Origin of the sequence: Mesonia ostreae, from assembly GCF_031845265.1 — a bacterium.
Lineage (GTDB): Bacteria > Bacteroidota > Bacteroidia > Flavobacteriales > Flavobacteriaceae > Mesonia > Mesonia ostreae.
On the sequence record NZ_JAVRBG010000035.1, the window covers coordinates 1 to 2,635 of the forward strand.

The following is a 2,635-nucleotide window of genomic DNA, read 5'->3' on the forward strand; positions in this document are numbered from 1 at the left end:
ATTGATGGCACCAGAAAAGAGTTTAAAGCCAACTTTACTTTAAAGAGGTAAACAGCCAATAACTTCTAATATTATAGCCCGCCGTCTTTCAACTAAGTGTTGTGAGACGGCGGGCTTTTTTTGTGGTTGAAAAGAGAGAAGCCTGTAGAGATTCAAAAGAAAGTATAATTTTTTTCTCGTTTAGGGGTAGGAAATATACTTTGTAAGTTGTTTTATGGATAGAAATTAGAGTTATTTTTTTAAAATTTAGCATAAAGCTAACATTTTACTCTAAATTTTATTAAATTTCGCGGCTAAAGCCGTTTAGAAAAAAAATAATTATTACCCCAATACTTATGAAGAATATATACTTACTACTGTTTGCTTTACTTTCCATGTCATTGTTTTCACAAAATGTGATTATGGGTGATGCAGACGTAGATCAATGCTCGGGAGTTTTTTATGATAATGGAGGACCTGGGGCAGGTTCCGGAGCTTATAATGATAATGGAGGAGTACCTCAAGTAATCACCATTTGTCCAGATCAACCTGGTCAAGTAACAGAGCTAGATTTTACTACTTTTTTATTGGGATCTACTAGTTCTACTGAGGATGTGTTGAATATTTATGACGGGGACTCTACTGGAGCCACGTTAATTGGATCGTACCAAGGGAATGGTAGTCCAGGACTTGTATTCGCTTCTTCCACCAATACTTCAGGTTGTTTAACCATAGAGTTTGTGCCAGATGGGGAGTTTTCGCCTTTAGAAGGTTGGGCTGCAGACATAGGTTGTAGAGAGCCTTGTCAAGTAATTACTGCTCAGATTGATAGTGTGACTCCTTCAGAATTTAACGCGGGAGTATATACGGTAACATTTAACGAGTCTATTTTATTTCAAGGGAGTGGTATTTTTGCAGATGGTGATGGAACAGGAGCTACCTATGAATGGGATTTTGGTGATGGCAATACGGGGATAGGCCAAGATACCGCCCATACCTATGCTCAAATAGGTACGTACGATGTGACATTGATAGTTTATGACCAAAACTCTTGTCCTAGTGAAGTCTTAGAGTTTGTCGTAGAAGTAGAATCTAACGCGGCTTCTTATTGTGCAGACCTTAATCCTTTTTGCGCAGGAGATGAAGCTTTAGTGTTTCCTAATAGTAATCCTCAAACGGGAGGTTTGCCAATTGCAGAAACTGGTCCAGAATATGATTGTATAGGTCAAGAACGTTATCCTGCGTGGTTCTATCTTCAAATAGACGATCCAGGAGACTTAGACTTTACCTTAGCTCAAAATACAAGTCCGAATTTTAATGGTCAAGGTTTAGATGTAGACTTTATAGTATGGGGACCTTTTACACAACCAGATGGAAATTGTGGTAACCTTACTGCAGGCAATGTAGTTGATTGTAGTTATTCTGCAGCTCCAATTGAGGATGTTAGCATACCCAATGCGCAAACAGGGGAAATCTATATTATTATGATTACTAATTATAACGAAGGGGTAGGTTATATTAGTTTACAGCAAACAGGTGGAGCAGGGAATACAGACTGCTCTATTCTAGATACTACGCTTCCAGATGATCAAGAACTATGTGAAGGTGAAGATTATACGATTGACGGCACTACAATTGGAGCAACAAGTTATCAATGGTCTATTTATAATGAAGCTACAGACACCTATGATCCTCTCCCAGGAGAAACAAATCCTGTGATTACCGTAAATACTACGGGGATCTATCAAGTGGAAACAGATGATGGCGATGGAGATAGTTCTTTTGATGAAGTAGAAATTATTTTTTATGACATAGCTACCATAGAGACGTTAAATGATTTAGAGGAATGCTTTACTACTGATATTACAACGATTGATATCACCCAAGATACAGATATTCTCGGAGCTCAAGAGCCAGCCGAATTTAATATTACCTATTATAATACTCAAGCTGAAGCGGATGCAGGAACAGGAAATATTCCAGATCCAGCAAACTATCCTTTTATAGCAAATACTGCTGAAACAATTTTCGTAAGAGTTGAAAATGTCAACAAAGCAGATTGTTATATTACAGGTAGTTTTGAATTGGAAGTGAATGTAGTTAGCATCGGTAATGCTTTAACCAACCTAGAAGAGTGTGATGATGATAATGATGGAGATGGTATTTTTGATTTAACGGAAAATGAAGTTTTAGCCTTAGACGTTTTAGACCCAGCTTCTTATGCGGTGACTTATTATGAGACTCAAGCTGCAGCCGATTTAGGTACACCTGAAGTTCCAACGCCAGCTGCTTATGAGAATGAAAACGGGAACCCCCAAGAGATATTTGTACGCGTAGAAAGCAATGAAAATGCCAATTGCTATGCGACCAATAGCTTTTTCGTAGAAAGCTTCTCTATAGGCGAGGTAAACCCAGTAGAAAACTTAGATATTTGTGACACTACAGGGCTAGGCGTGGACTTTGATTTAACCACCAATACGGCATTAGTGTTAGGGATCCAAGACCCAGCAGACTTTGCGGTGACCTATTATAATACCCAAGCCGAGGCCGATGCAGGAACCCCAGAAATTGCAGACCCGGCCAACTATGAAGTAGTCAATGAAGGATCACAAACCATTTTCATACGTATTGAAAATGTAAACAATACCGAATGTTT

General features: G+C 38.6%; 1 protein-coding gene. It reads left to right on the plus strand.

Features of this window, described 5'->3' with window-relative positions; all coding sequences use genetic code 11:
- Positions 1-335: 335 nt before the first annotated feature.
- A partial coding sequence (locus RLT85_RS15000) for an FIDD domain-containing protein (protein WP_311402856.1) occupies positions 336-2,635 on the plus strand: 2,300 nt, incomplete at its 3' end.